Source organism: Streptomyces viridiviolaceus (assembly GCF_014650995.1).
Taxonomy (GTDB): Bacteria; Actinomycetota; Actinomycetes; order Streptomycetales; family Streptomycetaceae; genus Streptomyces; species Streptomyces viridiviolaceus.
The window spans coordinates 89,261-108,755 of the sequence record NZ_BMWA01000022.1; the positions used below are offsets into that span (position 1 = coordinate 89,261).

18 protein-coding genes are annotated in these 19,495 nt (G+C 72.8%); 9 read left to right on the forward strand and 9 right to left on the reverse strand.

Features of this window, described 5'->3' with window-relative positions:
• Positions 1–173: 173 nt before the first annotated feature.
• Complete coding sequence (gene cobT / locus IE260_RS28910) at positions 174–1,274, reverse strand: nicotinate-nucleotide--dimethylbenzimidazole phosphoribosyltransferase (RefSeq protein WP_189877112.1); 1,101 nt, start codon at positions 1,272–1,274, stop codon at positions 174–176.
• 161 nt (positions 1,275–1,435) lie between these two features.
• Here cobT and IE260_RS28915 point away from each other — a divergent pair, with 161 nt between their 5' ends.
• Complete coding sequence (locus IE260_RS28915; RefSeq protein ID WP_189877114.1) at positions 1,436–2,173, forward strand: class I SAM-dependent methyltransferase; 738 nt, start codon at positions 1,436–1,438, stop codon at positions 2,171–2,173.
• On the opposite strand, the gene IE260_RS28920 is transcribed toward IE260_RS28915, so the two are convergent.
• Complete coding sequence (locus IE260_RS28920) at positions 2,162–3,361, reverse strand: bifunctional adenosylcobinamide kinase/adenosylcobinamide-phosphate guanylyltransferase (protein WP_189877116.1); 1,200 nt, start codon at positions 3,359–3,361, stop codon at positions 2,162–2,164. The genes IE260_RS28915 and IE260_RS28920 overlap by 12 nt on opposite strands.
• 182 nt (positions 3,362–3,543) lie before the next feature.
• Here IE260_RS28920 and IE260_RS28925 point away from each other — a divergent pair, with 182 nt between their 5' ends.
• Positions 3,544–3,756: a hypothetical protein gene (locus IE260_RS28925; RefSeq protein ID WP_189877118.1), complete on the forward strand. Its 213-nt coding sequence runs from the start codon at positions 3,544–3,546 to the stop codon at positions 3,754–3,756.
• A gap of 47 nt (positions 3,757–3,803) precedes the next feature.
• On the opposite strand, the gene IE260_RS28930 is transcribed toward IE260_RS28925, so the two are convergent.
• The 3 genes from IE260_RS28930 to IE260_RS28940 all read right to left on the reverse strand — a co-directional run bounded on the left by IE260_RS28930 (position 3,804) and on the right by IE260_RS28940 (position 6,364).
• The gene (locus IE260_RS28930; protein ID WP_189877120.1) at positions 3,804–4,883 is read right to left on the reverse strand and encodes a S1C family serine protease; all 1,080 of its coding nucleotides are present in this window, start codon (positions 4,881–4,883) and stop codon (positions 3,804–3,806) included.
• 57 nt (positions 4,884–4,940) lie between these two features.
• A complete protein-coding gene (locus IE260_RS28935; RefSeq protein WP_189877122.1) occupies positions 4,941–5,642 on the reverse strand; it encodes a class I SAM-dependent methyltransferase in 702 nt (233 codons plus the stop codon).
• An 83-nt stretch (positions 5,643–5,725) separates the two neighbouring features.
• On the reverse strand, positions 5,726–6,364 hold the full coding sequence (locus IE260_RS28940) for a DUF3043 domain-containing protein (protein ID WP_189877225.1): 639 nt from the start codon (positions 6,362–6,364) through the stop codon (positions 5,726–5,728).
• Between the two features lie 270 nt (positions 6,365–6,634).
• Between IE260_RS28940 and IE260_RS28945 the strand changes: the two genes are divergently transcribed.
• The 5 genes from IE260_RS28945 (at position 6,635) to IE260_RS28965 (ending at position 13,075) form a co-directional block, all read left to right on the forward strand.
• Positions 6,635–7,420, forward strand: a complete 786-nt coding sequence (locus IE260_RS28945) for a PspA/IM30 family protein (protein ID WP_189877124.1) — start codon at positions 6,635–6,637, stop codon at positions 7,418–7,420.
• A gap of 39 nt (positions 7,421–7,459) precedes the next feature.
• Positions 7,460–7,741: a PspA-associated protein PspAA gene (gene pspAA / locus IE260_RS28950; protein WP_189877126.1), complete on the forward strand. Its 282-nt coding sequence runs from the start codon at positions 7,460–7,462 to the stop codon at positions 7,739–7,741.
• Between the two features lie 141 nt (positions 7,742–7,882).
• On the forward strand, positions 7,883–9,100 hold the full coding sequence (locus tag IE260_RS28955) for a sensor histidine kinase (RefSeq protein ID WP_189877128.1): 1,218 nt from the start codon (positions 7,883–7,885) through the stop codon (positions 9,098–9,100).
• A gap of 22 nt (positions 9,101–9,122) precedes the next feature.
• Positions 9,123–9,806, forward strand: coding sequence for a response regulator (locus IE260_RS28960; RefSeq protein WP_189877130.1), 684 nt, complete (start codon positions 9,123–9,125; stop codon positions 9,804–9,806).
• A gap of 152 nt (positions 9,807–9,958) precedes the next feature.
• Entirely contained in the window at positions 9,959–13,075 is a 3,117-nt protein-coding gene (locus tag IE260_RS28965) for an efflux RND transporter permease subunit (RefSeq protein WP_189877131.1), read from the forward strand.
• Positions 13,076–13,172: 97 nt separating this feature from the next.
• Here IE260_RS28965 and nadA read toward each other — a convergent pair whose 3' ends face one another.
• Positions 13,173–14,357, reverse strand: coding sequence for a quinolinate synthase NadA (nadA, locus tag IE260_RS28970; protein WP_189877133.1), 1,185 nt, complete (start codon positions 14,355–14,357; stop codon positions 13,173–13,175).
• A 252-nt stretch (positions 14,358–14,609) separates the two neighbouring features.
• On the opposite strand from nadA, the gene IE260_RS28975 reads away from it, so the two are divergent.
• Complete coding sequence (locus IE260_RS28975) at positions 14,610–14,966, forward strand: iron-sulfur cluster assembly accessory protein (RefSeq protein ID WP_028422454.1); 357 nt, start codon at positions 14,610–14,612, stop codon at positions 14,964–14,966.
• A gap of 95 nt (positions 14,967–15,061) precedes the next feature.
• Here IE260_RS28975 and IE260_RS28980 read toward each other — a convergent pair whose 3' ends face one another.
• Together IE260_RS28980 and IE260_RS28985 are read right to left on the reverse strand one after the other, a co-directional pair.
• Complete coding sequence (locus IE260_RS28980) at positions 15,062–16,612, reverse strand: hypothetical protein (protein ID WP_189877135.1); 1,551 nt, start codon at positions 16,610–16,612, stop codon at positions 15,062–15,064.
• A 94-nt stretch (positions 16,613–16,706) separates the two neighbouring features.
• Positions 16,707–16,925, reverse strand: a complete 219-nt coding sequence (locus IE260_RS28985) for a hypothetical protein (RefSeq protein ID WP_189877137.1) — start codon at positions 16,923–16,925, stop codon at positions 16,707–16,709.
• Positions 16,926–17,058: 133 nt separating this feature from the next.
• Here IE260_RS28985 and IE260_RS28990 point away from each other — a divergent pair, with 133 nt between their 5' ends.
• On the forward strand, positions 17,059–18,033 hold the full coding sequence (locus IE260_RS28990; RefSeq protein WP_189877139.1) for a carbohydrate kinase family protein: 975 nt from the start codon (positions 17,059–17,061) through the stop codon (positions 18,031–18,033).
• Positions 18,034–18,111: 78 nt separating this feature from the next.
• Here the strand turns inward: IE260_RS28990 and IE260_RS28995 are convergent, their stop codons facing one another.
• Positions 18,112–19,494, reverse strand: a complete 1,383-nt coding sequence (locus tag IE260_RS28995) for a cysteine desulfurase/sulfurtransferase TusA family protein (protein WP_189877142.1) — start codon at positions 19,492–19,494, stop codon at positions 18,112–18,114.
• Position 19,495: the final 1 nt, after the last annotated feature.

A 19,495-nucleotide genomic window follows, 5' to 3' on the forward strand; every position in this document is an offset into this window, starting at 1 on the left:
CCCGCAGGGGCCGGCGGTGGCTCGCGCCCCTCGGGGGCCCGCATGCGTCGGCGGTGGGCTCACCCTCCCTGGGCGCCCGCAGGGGCCGGCGGTGGCTCGCGCCCCTCGGGGGCCCGCATGCGTCGGCGGTGGGCTCACCCTCCCTGGGCGCCCGCACCCGCGCCGGCGGTGGCTCACGCCCCCTCGGTGGCCGAGGACTCGTCCGCGGCGTCCGTCTCCTCCGACGCCTTCGGCCGCTCCGGCAGCTCCGCCGCCAGCGCCGCCGCGGCCTGCACCAGCGGGAGCGCCAGCAGGCCACCCGCCCCCTCGCCCACGGTCACACCCTGGGTCAGGAGCGGCTCCAGCGCCATCCGGTCCAGGGCCTTGGCCTGGCCCGGCTCCCCGCTGTCGTGCGCGGCCAGCCACCAGTCCGGCGCCCGGAACGCGACCCGCTGGCCCACCAGCGCACACGCGGCCGCCACGACCCCGTCCAGGATCACCGGCATCTTGCGCACCGCGCTCTGCAGCAGGAAGCCCGTCATCGCGGTCAGGTCGGCGCCGCCCACCGTCGCCAGCAGCTGCAGCTGGTCCCCGAGCACCGGCCGGGCACGGCGCAGCGCGTCACGGATCGCCGCGCACTTGCGCATCCACGCCAGGTCGTCGATGGCGAGCCCGCCCCGCCCGGTGACGACGGACGCGTCCGTTCCGCACAGGGCCGCGACCAGCACGCCCGCCGCCGTGGTCCCGCCCACGCTGATGTCGCCGAGCACCACCAGATCCGTGCCGGAGTCGGCCTCCTCGTCGGCCACCGCGACCCCGGCCCGGAAGGCGGCCTCCGCCTCCTCCAGGCTCAGCGCGTCCTCCATGTCGATGCGCCCGCCGCCGCGCCGCACCCGGTGCCGTACGACCTCGTCCGGCAGTGTCTCCGGGTCGCAGTCCAGCGCCATGTCGACGACCCGCACGGGCACGCCGAGACGCCGGGCGAGGACGGACACGGGCCGGCCGCCCTCCAGCACCTCGCGCACCAACTGCCCGGCACCGCCCGCGGGCCGCGCCGAGACCCCCAGTTCGGCGACCTTGTGGTCACCGGCGAAGAGCACCACCCGCGGCCGTTCGACCGGCCGTACCGGAACCGCCGACTGCGCCGCGGCCAGCCACTCACCCAGGTCGTCCAGGCGGCCCAGCGATCCTGGCGGCACGACCTGACGCTCCCGGCGTGCCTCGGCGTCGCGGCGCACCCCGCCGTCGGGGCGCTCGATCAGATCGGTGAAGTCGTCGAGATTCAGCGAGCTCATTCGCCGAACAGTACCGGCCCCGGTCGAACAGGACGCCGGGCACTTCCGCACCGCGCCCGAGCGGCGTCGTTGCACCCAAGATCGGGATCCCATACGTTCCGTTTTGCAGCGGATTGTCGTACGTCCCCTCGTACGTCCCCTTCTCGCGCCGGGAGCCGCCCATGCCCGCATCGCCCGTACCGTCCGTGCCGCCCCTGCCCCGTCACGAGCCGCGCCGCGAGGACTGCCCCTGGTGCGGCTCGCAACGGCTGCGCACCCGTCGGCGCGGGGGCCCGCCGCAGTACGCGCCGCCCCGCCCCGCCCTCGACGAGTGCCGGGACTGCCGCCACACCTTCCACAACCCCCGGTCCGCGGCCGGAACGGAGCCGTGGGGCCCGTCCGTCCGGGCGCGGGTCCGCCTCGGCCACCGCTCGGCCGCCCGCGCGCTGCACCAGCGGTGCCCCGAGCCGGAGAGCTGGCTGGACGTGGGCACCGGCGACGCCGACTTCCCCCGCACGGCGCGGTCGCTCTTCCCGTACACATCCTTCGACGGTCTCGACCCCACCCACCGCGTGCTGCGGGCCCGCGCGGCCGAGCGGGTCGAGGAGGCCTACGTCGGCCGGCTGACGGACCCGCACATCGCGGCCCGCCTGCGCGCCCGCTACGACGTCGTCAGCATGTTCCAGCACCTGGAGCGCGTCCCGGACCCCCGCGCCGAACTGCGCGCCGCCCTCCACGTACTGCGCCCCGGCGGCCATCTGCTCGTCGACGTCGCCGACCCGCGCCGCCTGTTCACCCTCCTGCCCGGCGCACCGCGTCCGGCCGGCCTGCGCGCCGAACTGGAGGCCCGGGGCTGCACGGTCCTCACCGGCGCCAGGGCGCGCCGCGTCGTCGCGCGCAAGGAGCTGTCAGCCCCGTAGCACCAGGGCCTGCCCGGCCACCACCAGCAGCACCTGCTCGCACTCGCCGGCGAACGCCGTGTTCAGCCGGCCGAGTTCGTCCCGGTACCGGCGGCCCGACGCCGTGGCCGGCACGATCCCCGACCCCACCTCGTTCGACACGGCGACGAGGGTGCGACGGGTGTGCCGCACCGCCTCCGTCAGTTCCCGCACCCGCTCCGCGAGGGCCCGCTCCCCGCCGTCGGCCCACTCCGCGTCGTCCCACGCCCCGACGGCGTCCATCGCGTCCGTCAGCCACAGCGACAGACAGTCCACGAGCAGCGGCGGTCCGTCCTCCTCCAGCAACGGCACCAGGTCGCACGTCTCCACGGTGCGCCACGACCCCGGCCGCCGCTCCCGGTGGGCCGAGACCCGCGCCGCCCACTCGCTGTCGCCGCCCCGGGTTCCGCCCGTCGCCACGTACAGCACGTCGGGGAAGGACTCCAGCCGCCGTTCCGCCTCCACCGACTTCCCCGACCGCGCCCCGCCCAGCACCAGCGTCCGCCGCGGCACGTCGGGTACGTCCTCGTAGGCGCCCACCACGAGCGTCGCCCCGTCCGGCACCGCCCGGGCCCCCGCCGCGGCCAGCCGCCGCGCCAGCTCCGGCCCCGGCGGCACGTCGTGGTCCAGATGGACGGCGACCACGTCGGTCGTCGGCCCCGCCGCACCCACGGCCCGCAGCCTCGCCAGCGCGTCCGGCCGGCCGACGACGTCCGCGAGGACCATGTCGTAGGGCTCGGCCGGCTCCTCCAGCCCCGCCGGCGCGGCGCCCGGCGGCAGATACAGCAGCCGCTGCCCGTCCGGGCCCGTCACCGCGTACCCGGTGCCCGGCGAGTCCATCGCCACCGCGCGCACCCGGTGCCCGGTCAGCAGGGCCAGTTCCCGCCCGTCCGGCACCCGGCCCGGCTGCGGCAGCCCGGCCGGCACCTCCACCGCCGGTCCGTCGTGCGGGTGGGAGAGCAGCACCTGCCGTACCCCGCCCAGGGAGTGCCCGGCCCGTGCGGCCGCGAACGCGGCGCCGGGCGTCAGGTCGAGCAGCAGCGCCCCGTCCACCAGCAGCGCGGTCGCCGCGCGCGCGTTCTCGCCCTGCGCGGCGGCACAGGCCGCGCAGGGACAGTCGGGGCGGGGGAGTCCCGCGGGGGCACCGGTACCGAGCAGAGTGACGTCCACGCACCGATTTTCGCCGGTCACCCCGCGACCTGCGCGTCCGAGACCCCCTGAGGAGCGCCGACCGCCCCCGGCGTTCTGCGGCGGCCTTCTACGGCGCGCCCGGCGAAGCGCATAGGCTGCGACCGGGAGCCGGACCAAGATCCGGCTTCCGCACTGCATGTGCTCACATCTTGGAGGCGTACATGGCGGCATGGACGTGGCGGTTCGAGACGGCCGGCGGGGCGGAGGTCCAGCCCGCGGTCCAGCCGGAGGAGTTCACCACGCAAGGGGACGCCGAGTCCTGGATCGGGGAGCACTGGAAGGCCCTCCAGGAGGGCGGCGCGGACCAGGTGCGGCTGTTCGAGGACTCCACCGAGATCTACGGGCCGATGAGCCTGCACGCCGAGGAGGCCTGACCGGCCGACGGGGCGGCGGGGCGGTCGCGGCCGGACCGCCCCCCGCCTCACTGCTCGCCGAGCGTCACCTCGACCGTCCGGTCACTTCCGTCCCGGCTGAACGTCACCTTCGTCCGCTCGCCGGGCTGCATCGACGCCAGCGCCTCGGCGAGCGACGTGATCGTGGTGATGTCCGTGTCCCCCAGCCGGGTGATGACGTCCCCGCTCCTGATGCCCGCCTTGTCGGCGGCCCCACCGCCGCTCACCTCCACGACGGCCACGCCGATCGCCCGGTAGCCGGTGTCGAGGACCGTACGGCCGCTGATGCCCAGCGCCGCCCTCCCCGAGTCGGTGACCTTGCCGTCCTTCACGATCTGGTCGGCGATCGTCCGCACCGTCGAGGCGGGGATCGCGAACCCGATGCCGGGTGCCTGACTGTCGCCGATGTTGGGGTCGGTCGCGGCGAGCGTCGGGATGCCGACGACCTTCCCGTCGAGGTCCACCAGGGCGCCGCCGCTGTTGCCGGGGTTGACGGCCGCCGACGTCTGCACCATGTTCCCGATCGTCGCGCCCGTGCCGCCGCCGCTGGGACGCTCGGTGACGGTCCGTCCGGTCGCCGACACGATGCCCTGCGTCACGCTCGACGACAGGCCGAGCGGCGAGCCCATCGCCAGGACGATCTGCCCGACCTCGATCTTCTCGGAGTCCCCGAAGGCAGCCGGCTTCAGCCCGTCCGGCGCCTTGTCGAGCCTGACGACGGCGAGGTCCTGCTCGGGGTAGGACAGGACCAGGGTGGCGGCGAGGGGGTCCTCGCTGTGGGCGGTCGTCACCGTGAAGGTCTTGTCGTCCCCCACGACGTGCGCGTTGGTGACGACGTGGCCCTTGTCGTCGTACACGACCCCCGAACCCTGCTCCTCACGGGACTGGACCTGTACGACCGACGGCAGTACGTTCCTGATCACCCGCTGGTAGTCGTCCTGCAGGTCCTTGGCCACCGGCACGGCGGCCCGCGTGGTGGCGCGCTCCTGCTCGTCGCGGGTGTCGGAGTCGGAGTCGGACCCCGTGCAGCCGGCCGCGAGGAACAGGGCGCAGGCCAGCGCGGCGGCAGGGGCGAGGAGCCGTGGCACACGGATGCGGCATATGTCCATGCCTCCGAGTCTCGCCGCGGAGCGCACACACGGCTTGCGGTGAGCACCCGAACGGGCTCAGCCGCGCACCCCGCACAGGTGGAGCAGGGCCGCGACGCCCCGGTACGGGTCGGTCCGCCCGGCCCGCTCCTCCACCGCCAGCAGCGTCTCGACGTCGTCCGGGACCGCGGCCCCGTCGACCGCCGTGTCCGTGAAGACCCGGACGCCGTACCAGGTGTGCAGCGGGGCGCCGATGCTCGCGAGCTTGGCCGTCATCGCCGCCAGCCGGTCCGCGCGGACGTCGAGCCCGAGGCGGTTGCGGTAGGCCGTGGTGTCGAAGGCGGCCAGGGCCCCGGCCCACTCGCCGTACAGGCCCGGCCGCATGGCGAGCGCGTCGCCGTTGCGCACGAGCAGCGACAGCAGTCCGCCCGGGGCGAGCATCCGGGCCAGCCCGGCCAGCAGCGGATCGGGCTCCTCCACGTACATGAGCACACCGTGGCACAGCACGACGTCGAAGCTGCCCGGCAGGAAGTGCACGCCGGTGTCCCGGCCGTCGCCCTCGATGATCCGCATCCGCTCCCGGATGCCCTCCGGCTGGCCGGCGAGGGCCTGCCGGGCCGTGGCGATCATCGTGGCGTCCTGCTCCAGACCGGTCACCTGGTGCCCGGCCCGGGCCAGGCGCAGCGACTGCGTGCCCTGCCCCATGCCGACGTCGAGCACCCGCAGCCGCTGACCGACCGGGAACCGGCCGGCTATCTGCTCGTCCAGCTGCCGGGCCACGAGCTCCTGCCGTACGACGTCCCGCAGACCACCCAGCCCACTCAGCCAGGCGTCCGCCGCGCCCCCGGTGAACGGTGTGGTGCTCAGGGCCGCTCCCCGCGCTTGACCTGCGGCTTGGGCAGCCGGAGCCGGCGCATCTGCAGCGAGCGCATCAGCGCGTAGGCCACCGCGCCCCGCTTGTTGTCGTCGGGGAAGCGCTCGGCGAGGCGCTTCTTCAGCCGGAAGCCGGTGACGATCGAGTCGAGCACGATCAGGACGATCACGACCAGCCACAGCAGCAGCGCGACGTTCTGCAGCGAGGCCACCCGCACCATGCTCAGCACGAGGATGATCACGGCCATCGGCAGGAAGTACTCCGCGATGTTGAACCGCGAGTCGATGAAGTCGCGCGCGAACCTGCGGACCGGACCCTTGTCACGGGCCGGCAGGTACCGCTCGTCGCCGCTGGCCAGCGCCTGACGCTGCCGCTCCAGCGCCGTCCGGCGCTCCTCGCGCTGACGCTTGGCGGCCTCCTTGCGCGTCATGGGCGTGTTGGCGACGCTGCGGCGCTGGGACTGGGCCTCACTGCGCTTGGGCGTGGGCCGGCCCTTGGGGGCCTGCGGGTCGCGGGGCTGCTTGGAGTCGGTCAGCGGCGCCTTGTCGGCGGCTGCGGCCTTCTCTTCCTTGGCACGGCTACGGAACACAAAACCCAAGGGTACGGGGTAGGGGGGTGTGGACCCCAGCCCGGTGGGGAACGATCCGGCAACACCGGTCGTCTGTAAGTGGACAGAGGGGACGTTGTGTACGGCTCCGGGTGTCGGCCCCGCAAGGCGACCCCGGGGAGCACCTACTCCCTACGCCGGATCAGGAACGTGCGCAGTCGTCCTTGGGGATGAGCGCATCCGTCCCCGAACAGTGCGGTAATGGATGCAGGGCCCGTACTGTGGGTTCTGTTGCAGTCGCTGGAGCTGGAGTCGGTCAGAAGGGGGCGCGCGAAGCCCATGAGCGGTGTCATGAAGCGTATGGGGATGATCTTCCGCGCGAAGGCCAACAAGGCCCTTGACCGGGCCGAGGACCCGCGCGAGACCCTCGATTACTCGTACCAGAAGCAGCTGGAGCTGCTGCAGAAGGTGCGCCGCGGTGTCGCCGACGTGGCGACCAGCCGCAAGCGCCTGGAGCTCCAGCTGAACCAGCTCCAGTCCCAGTCGTCCAAGCTGGAGGACCAGGGCCGCAAGGCGCTCGCGCTGGGCCGCGAGGACCTGGCCCGCGAGGCGCTCTCCCGCCGCGCCGCGCTCCAGCAGCAGGTGACCGACCTGGAGACCCAGCACGCCACGCTCCAGGGCGAGGAGGAGAAGCTCACCCTCGCTGCCCAGCGCCTGCAGGCAAAGGTGGACGCCTTCCGCACGAAGAAGGAGACCATCAAGGCCACGTACACCGCGGCCCAGGCGCAGACCCGGATCGGGGAGGCCTTCTCCGGTATCTCCGAGGAGATGGGCGACGTCGGCCTCGCCATCCAGCGGGCCGAGGACAAGACCGCGCAGCTGCAGGCCCGGGCCGGCGCCATCGACGAACTGCTCGCCTCCGGCGCGCTGGACGACCCCTCCGGCATGCACAAGGACGACATCCAGGCCGAGCTGGACCGGCTCTCCGGTGGTACGGATGTGGAGCTGGAACTGCAGCGCATGAAGGCCGAACTGGCCGGCGGAAGCACGGGTGGCCGGCAGGCCATCGAGGGCGGCGACGGCCGGGCGCAGTCCCAGCAGCAGCCGCAGGACACCCCGCGCTTCGACAAGCAGTAGTCACCGACGGCAGCCGGGCCCATCGCCGAGGAGGGCGACATGATCGTACGGATCATGGGGGAGGGACAGGTGAGGCTGGCCGACGGCCGCCTCCCCGAGCTCAACAAGCTGGACGACGAACTCCTGGCCGAGATGGAGAAGGGCGACGGGCCGGGCTTCCGCGCCACCCTCCAGGCACTGCTGGCCAAGGTCCACGAACTGGGTGAGCCCCTGCCCGACGACTCCCTGGAGCCCTCGGACCTCATCCTCCCGTCCCCGGACGCCACCCTGGAGGAGGTCCGGGACCTGCTCAGCGACGACGGCCTGATCCCGGGTACCTGAGGCATGCCCGCCCGTCCGGCGTTCGAGGAGGAGGCCGTTCAGGCCGACGCGGGGCTCCGGTGGAGCAGCCCCCGGGGCGGCGGCCGCCTGAACGCCGGGTGCTGTACGAAGCGACGCCCACCCCGGCTACCGTAAACACGCGTGAGCACTATCGCGCGCGCCCGCTGCCGGCTCGCCGCCCACCCCCTGGCGCTGGACGCGGCCCTCGCCGCGGCGGTCCTGGCGTGCATGGTGGCCGGTTCCTTCGTGGAACCGCACGGTCGGGCCGGCGTCACCTGGGGCGTCCGCACCCCCGACCCGCTCAGCCTGCTCCTCATGGCGCTCGGTGCCGCCGCGCTCGTCTTCCGCCGCCGCGCCCCCATCACCGTCCTCGCGCTCACCAGCGGCGTGTCCGTCGTCGAGTGCGTCACCGGAGACCCGCGCGCCCCCGTCGTGATGTCCGCGGTCGTCGCCCTCTACACCGTCGCCGCCACCACCGACCGCCCCACCACCTGGCGGGTCGGCCTGCTCACCATGACCGTCCTCACCGGCGCCGCCATGCTGGCCGGACCGCTGCCCTGGTACGCCCAGGAGAACCTCGCCGTCTTCGCCTGGACCGGCATCGGCGCCACCGCCGGGGACGCCGTCCGCAGCCGGCGCGCCTTCGTGCACGCCATCCGCGAGCGCGCCGAGCGGGCCGAGCGCACCCGCGAGGAGGAGGCCCGCCGCCGCGTCGCCGAGGAGCGGCTGCGCATCGCCCGCGACCTGCACGACGTCGTCGCCCACCACATCGCCCTGGTCAACGTGCAGGCCGGGGTCGCCGCGCACGTCATGGACAAGCGGCCCGACCAGGCCAAGGAAGCCCTCGCCCACGTCCGCGAGGCCAGCCGGTCCGCGCTCGACGAGCTGCGCGCCACCGTCGGCCTGCTCCGTCAGTCCGACGATCCGGCGGCCCCGACCGAACCCGCCCCCGGTCTGGACCGTCTCGACGAACTGGTCGGCACCTTCCGCAACGCCGGCCTGCACGTCGAGGTGGCCCGCGCCGACCAGGGCACCACCCTGCCCGCCGCCGTCGACCTGGCCGCCTACCGCGTCATCCAGGAGGCCCTGACCAATGTGCAGAAGCACGCGGGGCCGGAGGCGAAGGCCGAGGTCAGCGTGGTCCGTGTGGGCCCGAACATCGAGATCACCGTGCTCGACGACGGTACCGGCGAGCACGACACCCCCGCCGCCGGCGGTGGGCACGGGCTGCTGGGCATGCGCGAGCGCGTCACCGCCGTGCGCGGCACCCTCACCACCGGCCCCCGTTACGGAGGCGGCTTCCGGGTCCATGCGATCCTGCCCGTCAAGATGCCCGTCGAGGACCGCGACCGCGCCTGAAGAGGACCCCGGAGGACCCCGTATGACGATCCGTGTCCTGCTCGCCGACGACCAGGCGCTGCTGCGCAGCGCCTTCCGGGTCCTCGTCGACTCCGAGCCCGACATGGAGGTGGTGGGCGAGGCGTCCGACGGCGCGGAGGCGGTGCGGCTGGCCCGGGAGCAGCGGGCCGACGTGGTGCTGATGGACATCCGGATGCCCGGCACGGACGGCCTCGCCGCCACCCGGATGATCAGCGCCGACCCGGACCTCGCCCAGGTCCGCGTCGTCATACTGACCACCTTCGAGGTCGACGACTACGTCGTGCAGTCGCTGCGCGCCGGCGCCTCCGGATTCCTCGGCAAGGGCTCCGAGCCCGACGAGCTGCTGAGTGCCATCCGCGTCGCGGCCGGCGGGGAGGCGCTGCTGTCCCCGGCCGCCACCAAGGGCCTGATCGCCCGCTTCCTCGCCCAGGAGGGAACGGCGGACCAGGACCGCGACCCCGTCCGGGCCGAGCGGCTGGACACGCTGACCGGACGGGAACGTGAGGTGCTGGTGCAGGTCGCGGCAGGACACTCCAACGACGAGATCGCCGAGCGGCTGGAGGTCAGCCCGCTGACCGTGAAGACCCACGTCAACCGGGCCATGGCAAAGCTGGGCGCACGCGACAGGGCCCAACTGGTGGTCATCGCGTACGAATCGGGGCTGGTACGTCCAAGGGTGGAGTGACCTCCGCCGGGCGTACTGCGGCGGGAGTATGCGCCGGATAAAGAAATGGACCTGCGGCCTACGGAATCACCTCGCCGATGGCCCAGGGTGTTGAGGTGGGCGCTCGCATGTGCCCTTCCTCCGCTCAGGCCACAGAAGAGAGACCCTGACCCATGTCCTGGCTGTCGAGATTCAGCCTCGCGCAACGGGCCCTGATAGGGCTGATGTCGATCGTCGCGCTCGTCTTCGGGGCGATCGCGATACCCCAGCTCAAGCAACAGCTGCTGCCCACCATCGAACTGCCCATGGTGTCCGTGCTGACGCCGTACCAGGGTGCCTCGCCGGACGTGGTCGAGAAGCAGGTCGTCGAGCCGATCGAGGACAGCCTCGAGGCCGTCGACGGCATTTCGGGCATCACTTCCACGGCGAGCGAGGGCAACGCCGTGATCATGGCGTCCTTCGACTACGGCAACGGCACCCAGCAGCTGGTCGCCGACGTTCAGCAGGCCGTCAACCGTGCCCGCGCCCAGCTGCCGGACGACGTGGACCCGCAGGTCGTCGCCGGTTCGACGGACGACATCCCGACCGTCGTCCTCGCCGTCACCTCCGACAAGGACCAGCAGGCCCTCGCCGACCAGCTCGACAAGACGGTCGTGTCCGAGCTGAAGGACATCGACGGCGTCGCCCAGGTCGTGGTCGACGGCGTGCGGGACCTCCAGGTGACCGTGACCCCCGACGACGCGAAGCTGGCGAAGGCCGGCGTGAGCCCGCAGGCGCTCGCCCAGTCCCTGCAGGCGGGCGGCGCGACCGTCCCGGCGGGCTCCTTCGACGAGGACGGCGCCAACCGCACCGTCCAGGTCGGCGGCGGCTTCACCTCGATCGAGCAGATCCGGGACCTCATGGTCACCGGGGAGGGCGTCGACAAGCCGGTGCGTCTCGGCGACGTCGCCACCGTGAAGGAGGAGGAGGCCAGGGCCGACTCCATCACCCGCACCAACGGCAGGCCGAGCCTCGCCGTCGCCGTCACGATGGACCACGACGGCAGCGCGGTCGCGATCTCCGACGCCGTCGAGGACAAGCTCCCCGGCCTGCGCGAGCAGCTCGGCTCCGGGGCGACGCTCACCGTCGTCAGCGACCAGGGCCCGGCCGTGTCCAAGGCGATCGAGGGCCTGACCACCGAGGGCGCGCTCGGCCTGCTCTTCGCCGTCCTCGTCATCCTCGTCTTCCTGGCGTCGATCCGCTCCACCCTGGTCACCGCGGTCTCCATCCCGCTGTCGGTGGTGCTCGCGCTGATCGTGCTGTGGACGCGCGACCTGTCGCTGAACATGCTCACCCTCGGCGCCCTGACGATCGCCATCGGCCGTGTCGTCGACGACTCGATCGTGGTCCTGGAGAACATCAAGCGGCACCTCGGCTACGGCGAGGAGCGCCAGGAGGCCATCCTCAGGGCCGTCCGCGAGGTCGCCGGCGCCGTGACCTCCTCGACGCTCACCACGGTCGCCGTGTTCCTGCCGATCGGCCTGGTCGGCGGCATGGTGGGCGAGCTGTTCGGCTCCTTCAGCCTGACCGTCACCGCCGCGCTGCTGGCGTCCCTGCTGGTGTCGCTGACGGTCGTCCCGGTGCTGTCGTACTGGTTCCTGCGCCCGCCGAAGGGCACCCCCGAGGACGCGGCCGAGGCGCGCCGGCTGGCCGAGGAGAAGGAGGCCAAGAGCCGCCTGCAGCGGTTCTACGTCCCCGTCCTGCGCTTCGCCACCCGCCGCCGCCTCACCAGCGTGGCCATCGCGGTCGTCGTGCTCATCGGCACCTTCGGCATGGCGCCGCTGCTGAAGACCAACTTCTTCGACCAGGGCGAGCAGAAGGTCCTCAGCGTCAAGCAGGAGCTGAAGCCGGGCACCAGCCTGGCGGCGACCGATGCCCAGGCCGAGAAGGTCGAGAAGGTGATCGCCGGCACCGACGGTGTCAAGGACTACCAGGTCACGGTGGGCTCGTCCGGCTTCATGGCCGCCTTCGGCGGCGGCACCGACACCAACCAGGCCTCCTACCAGGTGATGCTGGAGGACTCGGCGTCCTACGAGGACGTCCAGGACCACATCGAGGACGGGCTCGCGAAGCTGGAGGGCATCGGCACCACCACGGTGGCCGCCGGTGACGGCTTCGGCAGCCAGGACCTGAGCGTGGTCGTGAAGGCGTCCGACCCCGAGGTGCTCCGCACGGCCTCGGAGCAGGTCCGCAAGACCGTCGCCGGCCTCGACGACGTCACCGACGTCACCAGCGACCTGGCGCAGAGCGTGCCGCGCATCTCGGTCAAGGCCAACTCCCGCGCCGCCGAGGCCGGGTTCACCGACCAGACCCTCGGCGCGGCCGTCGCCCAGGCGGTCCGCGGCACCCCGGCCGCCAAGGCGGTCCTGGACGACACCGAGCGCGACGTCGTCATCAGGTCGGCGAAGCCCGCCGAGACGCTGGCCGAGCTGAAGGCGCTGCGTCTGGGTCCGGTGAAGCTCGGCGACATCGCCACCGTCGAGCTGGTGGACGGCCCGGTGTCGATGACCCGCATCGACGGCCAGCGCGCGGCGACCGTCACCGCGAAGCCGACCGGTGACAACACGGGCGCGGTGAGCACGCAGCTGCAGTCGGAGATCAACGCCCTGGACCTGCCGGCCGGCGCCACGGCCGAGATCGGCGGCGTCACCGCCGACCAGGACGAGGCGTTCGTGAACCTGGGCCTGGCCATGCTCGCGGCGGTCGCGATCGTGTTCATGCTGCTGGTGGGCACGTTCCGCTCGCTGGCCCAGCCGCTGATCCTGCTGGTGTCCATCCCGTTCGCGGCGACCGGCGCGATCGGCCTGCTGGTGGCGACCGGCACCCCGATGGGCGTCCCCGCGATGATCGGCATGCTGATGCTGATCGGCATCGTGGTCACCAACGCGATCGTGCTGATCGACCTCATCAACCAGTACCGCAAGCAGGGGTACGGGGTCGTGGAGGCCGTGATCGAGGGCGGTCGGCACCGTCTGCGGCCCATCCTGATGACGGCCCTGGCCACGATCTTCGCCCTGCTGCCGATGGCGCTGGGCGTCACGGGCGAGGGCGGCTTCATCGCCCAGCCGCTGGCGGTGGTCGTGATCGGCGGTCTGATCACCTCGACCCTGCTGACCCTGCTGCTGGTCCCGACGCTCTACGCGATGCTGGAGCTGCGCAAGGAGCGGCGCGCGAAGAAGCGGGCGGCGAAGAAGGGCGGCGACGTGCCGCCGCAGGCCGCCTCCGAGGAGCCGGAGCCGGCGAAGGTCTGACGCGATCCGGAAAACGGCCGAGGCCCTGCCCGACACCGAAGGTGGTCGGGCAGGGCCTCGGCCGCAGCAGTACGGGCGGACGGGTGGGGGACGCCCCTTACGGCAGCGCCAGCATCCGCTCCAGCGCCAGCTTCGCGAACGCCTCGGTCTCCTTGTCGACCTCGATGCGGTTGACGAGGTTGCCCTCGGCGAGCGACTCGAGCGCCCAGACCAGGTGCGGCAGGTCGATGCGGTTCATCGTCGAGCAGAAGCAGACCGTCTTGTCGAGGAAGACGATCTCCTTGCCCTCGGGAGCGAAACGGTTCGCCAGCCGGCGGACCAGGTTCAGCTCGGTGCCGATGGCCCACTTGGAGCCGGCCGGGGCCGCCTCCAGGGCCTTGATGATGTACTCGGTCGAGCCGACGTAGTCCGCGGCGGCCACGACCTCGTGCTTGCACTCGGGGTGCACCAGGACGTTCACGCCCGGGATGCGCTCGCGCACGTCGTTGACCGAGTCGAGGCTGAAGCGGCCGTGCACCGAGCAGTGACCCCGCCACAGGATCATCTTCGCCGCGCGCAGCTCCTCGGCCGTCAGCCCGCCGTTCGGCTTGTGCGGGTTGTAGACGACGCAGTCCTCGAGCGTCATGCCCATGTCCCGCACCGCGGTGTTGCGGCCGAGGTGCTGGTCGGGAAGGAAGAGCACCTTCTCGCCCTGCTGGAAGGCCCACTCCAGCGCGCGCTTGGCGTTCGACGAGGTGCAGATGGTGCCGCCGTGCTTGCCCGTGAACGCCTTGATGTCCGCGGACGAGTTCATGTACGACACCGGCACGACCTGCTCGGCCACGCCGGCCTCGGTGAGCACGTCCCAGCACTCGGCGACCTGCTCGGCGGTGGCCATGTCCGCCATGGAGCAGCCGGCCGCCAGGTCGGGCAGGACCACCTTCTGGTCGTCGGAGGTCAGGATGTCCGCCGACTCCGCCATGAAGTGCACGCCGCAGAAGACGATGTACTCGGCCTCCGGGCGCGCGGCGGCGTCCCGGGCCAGCTTGAAGGAGTCACCCGTGACGTCGGCGAACTGGATGACCTCGTCGCGCTGGTAGTGGTGACCGAGCACGAAGACCTTGTCCCCGAGCTTCTCCTTGGCGGCGCGGGCGCGCTCGACCAGGTCCGGGTCCGAGGGAGAGGGCAGATCGCCGGGGCACTCCACACCGCGCTCGCTCGTCGGGTCGGCCTCACGGCCGAGGAGCAGCAGGGCGAGGGGCGTCGGCTGTACGTCGAGCTCCTGGGCTTGGGCGGTGGTCACGACACGCACCCTTTCTACTTTTCGTCGAACTGACGCTATATATCATAACTGGTTCATGTCAGTTTGACGATGCTCATTGTGTCGATGTGACGTGAATCCCGGTGTCCGAGCCGCTGTCCGCGCTCCGGGCCATGTGCGAGCATGAAGGAACAGGCCGGGGAGAAAGACCCGGGCCCGACCCGGAATGAATCCGCGGTCCCGCCGGTTGCAACCGTCGGCAAGCAGTCTCCGTACAACCCGGGAGAGATGTAGATGTCCGTATCGGACGAGACCACCACCGTCACCGACGGCATCATCCTGACCGACGCCGCCGCGGCCAAGGTCAAGGCCCTGCTCGACCAGGAAGGCCGTGACGACCTGGCGCTGCGCGTCGCCGTCCAGCCCGGCGGCTGCTCCGGCCTGCGCTACCAGCTCTTCTTCGACGAGCGTTCCCTCGACGGCGACGTGGAGAAGGACTTCGGCGGGGTCAAGGTCGTCACCGACCGCATGAGCGCTCCGTACCTGGGCGGCGCCACCATCGACTTCGTGGACACGATCGAGAAGCAGGGCTTCACGATCGACAACCCGAACGCGACCGGCTCCTGCGCCTGCGGCGACTCCTTCAGCTGAGCCGAGGGCCGTGCACGCGGCCCTGATCACGGTGTGAGGGCGGCGGCCCGGGGTTCCTCCCCGGGCCGCCGCCCTCGTGCGTGTCCGCGGGGCCGCTACCGGTTCCCGGACGGCGCCGGCAGCCGCGCGCCCGGCTTGTGCGACGGGATGCCCTTGCCGTCCGACCCCACGACCTGCCGGTCGCCGAGCGGCTCGTCGAGCCGCACCGTCTGCTGGTACTCCTTGGCGATCAGGATGCAGACCTTGTCCGGGTGCGGGGTCTCGGTCACGGTGACCGTCACCTCGTCCGCGCCCTCGGCCGCCGTCGCCGCGTAGTCGGAGCACACCCCGCCGGTGAAGTACACGGTCAGTTCCGTGCCCTCGGCGGTGTAGCCGCTCACCGGCACGTCCCGCGGCCGAGCCGGTGCCGAGGTCGGCTCGTCGGAGGGGCTGCGGGGGGCCGTGGAGGTCAGGAACTTCGGTTGGACCGCCGGATACGTCACCGTGAAGGCATCCTCCGCGCCCGGCGCCCGTACCTCGAAGAGCCAGGACGGCACCAGCGTCTGCCGCCCCTGCACCGGGTGCGCGGCCAGCCCGAACACCGCCCGTTCGACCTCGATCGTCTCCTTCTTCGGTGTACCCCCCGGCCCGGACGGCGCGCACCGTGCCTCGTCCGCGCGGTCCTGGTGGGGTACCGGGCTCGCGCAGCCGCCGATGCCGGCGCGGGGGTCGCTGCCCGGTGCGTTCATCAGGCCCAGCGTCCTCTCGGCGTCCAGGACGGGGTACGTGGCGCCCTTCACCGGCGTCTTCAGCAGCCCGCTGCCGCCGACCACGTCGCCCTGCGCGCCCACCGTCACCCCGGTGGTCCAGCCGTGGGTGGGCAGTCCGCCGACCTCGGGCTCGGCGTTCACGGCCCGCTGGGCGCCCATGACCTGGCTCGCGTCCACCTTGGCGTCGTCCTGCCCCACCGCCTTCAGCACCGGCGCCGCCGCCTTCCTGGCGGCCTCCTCGCCGACCGGGGTGCCGCCGGCGGACGGGATCTTGCACGCAGAACCCTTTCCGCAGTCGTCCGTGCCGGGCGTGTACCGCTGGAAGGTCCAGGTTCCCGGCGCCTGCCGGTCCACCCGGAGCAGCGGTCCCGAACCGTCCTCGGCGTTCCCGACCCTCCAGTCCTCCCCCTGCGCCACCGGTGCCCCCTCGACGCCGAGCGCCTCGGCCAGACGGGCCACCTCCTCCTCGGTGACCTCGCCCTTCGTCCCGTACACCGGTGCGGAGCCGGGGCCCTCGGGGAGCGGTCCGCCGGCGCGGTAGGTGACGCCGTACGGGTTGGGCTCACCGGGCGCGATGCCGTTCGTGCCGTCCTGCGAGGGCGCCGCGTAGCCGTCCAGGGCGAGCGGCGGGGGAGCGCCGTCACCCGGGGCACCGGACGCCGTCCCGCCGTCCGGGCCGTCGGAGGCGGTCGTGGCCAGATACGCCCCGCCGCCCCCTACGAGCAGCACGGCGGCGGCCACCGAGGCGGCGGCGACCGCCGCCGAGCGCCGCCGGGCCGGACGCCCCGCACCGGCCTCGTCCGTGCCGCGGGACGTGTCCGCGCCGACCCCTTCGGACGTACCGGAGGCCGCGTCGGCGGCGGTGGTGTCGTCGTTGTCGGGTCGCTCGCTGTTCACCGCATCGCTCCTTCGGCTGTTACTGGGGACAGCGATGGGACGCGGTGGGGGAGCATCCGGTTCCCGGGTGCCGGGTGTCGCCCGGACGGGTGCCTCAGTCGCCGTAGTCCGACATCGCGTCCAGCAGCCGGGCGGACGTCTGCGGCACGGTCACCCCGTGGATCAGCGACAGCGGGACGGGGCGGGAGGGGCTCCGCTCGGGGGCTGACCAGTGCGCCGACATCCGGGCGCAGTCACCGCGCAGCGAGGCCAGGTCGCCCTCCAGGTCGGCCGGGGCACCCGGGGCGGTCGAGACGCTCTTGAGGTTCGTCATAAGGGAACCGTAGGCACGTCCCGGACCGCGAAGAAAGATCTACTATCGGGTAGTTTTGCCTGCTTCGGAGCGGGGGCACTCCCGGGTAGCGTGGACTGTCAACCCACCCTCCCCGCAGGAGAGAGTCCACGCCGTGCGCATCGCAGTCACCGGCTCCATCGCCACCGACCACCTCATGACCTTCCCCGGCCGCTTCGCCGACCAGTTCGTCGCGGACCAACTGCACACGGTCTCGCTCTCCTTCCTGGTCGACAAGCTCGACGTGCGCCGCGGCGGCGTCGCCGCCAACATCGCCTTCGGCATGGGCCAGCTCGGCACCCGGCCGATCCTGGTCGGCGCCGCGGGCTCGGACTTCGACGAGTACCGCGCCTGGCTGGAGCGGCACGGCGTCGACACCGACTCGGTGCGCATCTCCGAGACCCTGCACACCGCCCGCTTCGTGTGCACGACCGACGCCGACCACAACCAGATCGGCTCCTTCTACACGGGTGCGATGAGCGAGGCCCGCCTGATCGAGCTCAAGACCGTCGCCGACCGTGTGGGCGGCCTCGACCTGGTCTCCATCGGCGCCGACGACCCGGAGGCGATGCTCCGGCACACCGAGGAGTGCCGCTCGCGGTCCATCCCGTTCGCCGCCGACTTCTCCCAGCAGATCGCGCGCATGGACGGCGACGAGATCCGGATACTGCTGGACGGGGCGACCTACCTCTTCTCCAACGAGTACGAGAAGGGGCTCATCGAGACCAAGACCGGCTGGACGGACGCCGAGATCCTGTCCCGCGTCGGCCACCGCGTCACCACCCTCGGCGCCCGGGGCGTGCGCATCGAGCGGGCCGGCGAGGAGACCATCGAGGTCGCCGTCCCGGACGAGGAGCGCAAGGCCGACCCCACCGGCGTCGGCGACGCCTTCCGCGCGGGGTTCCTGTCGGGACTGGCGTGGGGGGTCTCCCTGGAGCGGGCCGCACAGGTGGGGTGCATGCTGGCGACTCTCGTCATCGAGACGGTGGGTACGCAGGAGTACCAGCTGCGGCGGGGTCACTTCATGGAACGGTTCACCAAGGCGTACGGGGACGAGGCCGCCGCGGAGGTCCAGGCGAAGCTGGCCTGACGTCCCTGGGGCGGCCCCCGGTCGGGTGCGGGTGCGCGGGGGGCTGGTCCGACGGCTCTCCCCGCGCCCCCGGGCGGGTCACCCGGCCCGGCGGACCAGGTAGGCCGTTCCTCGTTCCGCCGGCTCCTCGCCCACGTACTCCTGCCCCCGCATCTCGCACCACGCCGGGATGTCCAGCCGCGCCGCCTCGTCGTCCGACAGGACACGGACCGTGCCGCCGACGGGCACGTCACCGATCACCTTGGCCAGCTCGATGACCGGAATCGGGCAGCGCCGGCCGATCGCGTCGACGACGAGGTCGGCCCCGCCCTCACGGACGACCTCCGGGGCCGTCGGCGCCCCCAGCTTCTCCCGCACCGCCGCCACCGTGCCCGGCAGCACCTGAAGGAACCGGTCGACGTCCTCGGCGGGTGTCCCCGGCGGCAGCGACACCCGGACGTTGCCCTCGCTGAGCACCCCCATCGCCTTGAGGACATGGCTCGGCATCAGGGTGCTGCTCGTGCAGGACGAGCCGGAGGAGACCGAGAACCCCGCACGGTCCAGTTCGTGCAGCAGGGTCTCCCCGTCGACATAGAGGCACGAGAAGGTGACGATCCCGGGCAGCCGGCGCACCGGATCGCCGACCACCTCCACGTCCGGCACCAGCGCGGGCACCCGTGCCCGGATCCGGTCCGTCAGCTCCCGCAGCCGGGCCGCCTCCTCGGCCGCCTCGGCCCGCACCGCCCGCAGCGACGCCGCGGCGGCCACGATCGCCGGGAGGTTCTCGAAGCCGGGAGCCCGGCCCGACTCCCGCTCGTCCGCCGGTCCCCGGGGCGCGAACCGCACCCCCTTGCGGACGACGAGCAGACCGACCCCCGACGGTCCGCCCCACTTGTGCGCGCTCGCCGCCAGCAGCGACCAGTCGCCCGCCACCCGGCCCCAGCCCAGCGACTGGGACGCGTCCACCAGCAGCGGCACGCCCGCCGCCCGGCACGCCTCGGCCACGGCGGCCACCGGCTGTTCGGTGCCCACCTCGTGGTTGGCCGACTGCAGACAGGCCAGGGCGGTGTCGTCCCGCAGCGCCGCCGCGTAGCCCGACGGGTCGACGGCGCCCGTACGGTCCACGGCGACCCGGGTGACCGACCCGCCGTCCGCCTCGTGCGTCTCGGCCGCGTGCAGTACGCAGGAGTGCTCGACCGCTGACACGATCAGGTGACGACCGGCGCGTCGCCGCCCGGCCAGCGCGCCCGCGACGCCGGAGTGCACCGCACGGGTGCCGGAGGGGGTGAACACCAGCTCGTCCGGCCGGCACCCCACCGCCTCGGCCGCGGCCTCCCGCGCCGCGTCCAGCAGCATCCGGGCCCGACGCCCTTCTCGGTACAGACGCGCGGGATCGGCCCACCCCTCGTCCAGGGAGGCCATCAGGGCCTGGCGGGCCACGGGATGGAGGGGAGCGGAGGAGGCAGCATCGAAGTAGGACACA

Bases quoted from the DNA above. Each gene is read 5' to 3' on its own strand.
- IE260_RS28945 (WP_189877124.1), top strand. From the start codon at position 6,635: ATGAAGCGTATGGGGATGATCTTCCGCGCGAAGGCCAACAAGGCCCTT.
- IE260_RS28930 (WP_189877120.1), bottom strand. From the start codon at position 4,883: ATGGACATATGCCGCATCCGTGTGCCACGGCTCCTCGCCCCTGCCGCC.
- pspAA (WP_189877126.1), top strand. From the start codon at position 7,460: ATGATCGTACGGATCATGGGGGAGGGACAGGTGAGGCTGGCCGACGGC.
- IE260_RS28960 (WP_189877130.1), top strand. From the start codon at position 9,123: ATGACGATCCGTGTCCTGCTCGCCGACGACCAGGCGCTGCTGCGCAGC.
- IE260_RS28965 (WP_189877131.1), top strand. From the start codon at position 9,959: ATGTCCTGGCTGTCGAGATTCAGCCTCGCGCAACGGGCCCTGATAGGG.
- cobT (WP_189877112.1), bottom strand. From the start codon at position 1,274: ATGAGCTCGCTGAATCTCGACGACTTCACCGATCTGATCGAGCGCCCC.
- IE260_RS28975 (WP_028422454.1), top strand. From the start codon at position 14,610: ATGTCCGTATCGGACGAGACCACCACCGTCACCGACGGCATCATCCTG.
- IE260_RS28915 (WP_189877114.1), top strand. From the start codon at position 1,436: ATGCCCGCATCGCCCGTACCGTCCGTGCCGCCCCTGCCCCGTCACGAG.
- IE260_RS28985 (WP_189877137.1), bottom strand. From the start codon at position 16,925: ATGACGAACCTCAAGAGCGTCTCGACCGCCCCGGGTGCCCCGGCCGAC.
- IE260_RS28925 (WP_189877118.1), top strand. From the start codon at position 3,544: ATGGCGGCATGGACGTGGCGGTTCGAGACGGCCGGCGGGGCGGAGGTC.